The sequence below is a fragment of the Bradyrhizobium sp. LeoB3 genome (assembly GCF_055456055.1).
Genome location: NZ_JBVBEF010000436.1, coordinates 1 through 320, shown reverse-complemented (window position 1 = coordinate 320; position 320 = coordinate 1). Strand labels below are relative to the sequence as shown.

The 320-nt window shown below is 64.1% G+C and carries 1 pseudogene; it reads right to left on the bottom strand.

What is annotated here, in order from left to right:
- Positions 1-266: pseudogene (locus ACZXDY_RS46635) on the bottom strand (integrase); the annotation flags it as partial.
- Positions 267-320 lie beyond the last annotated feature (54 nt).

Below are 320 nucleotides of genomic sequence, written 5' to 3'. Positions count from 1 at the left end.
CCGGCGCCATAGGCCACGCTCAGCGCCGCCTTGTACTTCAGCCCCGGCGCGGCAGCGAGCAGCCGCGCCACCTCCTCCACGCTGAGCACCACCGGCAGCTTGCGCGGCTCGTGGATGACATGGGTATGTTCGACGATCTCATGACGCTTGAGCGTGACCTTAAAAAAGAACCGCAAGGTCGAGACGGTCTGGTTGATGGTCGGCACGCCGACGCCGCTCGATGCCAGATGCAGCTGGTAGCGGCGCACATCCTCGAAGCTCGCCATATCGGGCGAGCGCCCGAGAAACGCCGCGAAGTTCTTGACCCTTTGCACGTAGTC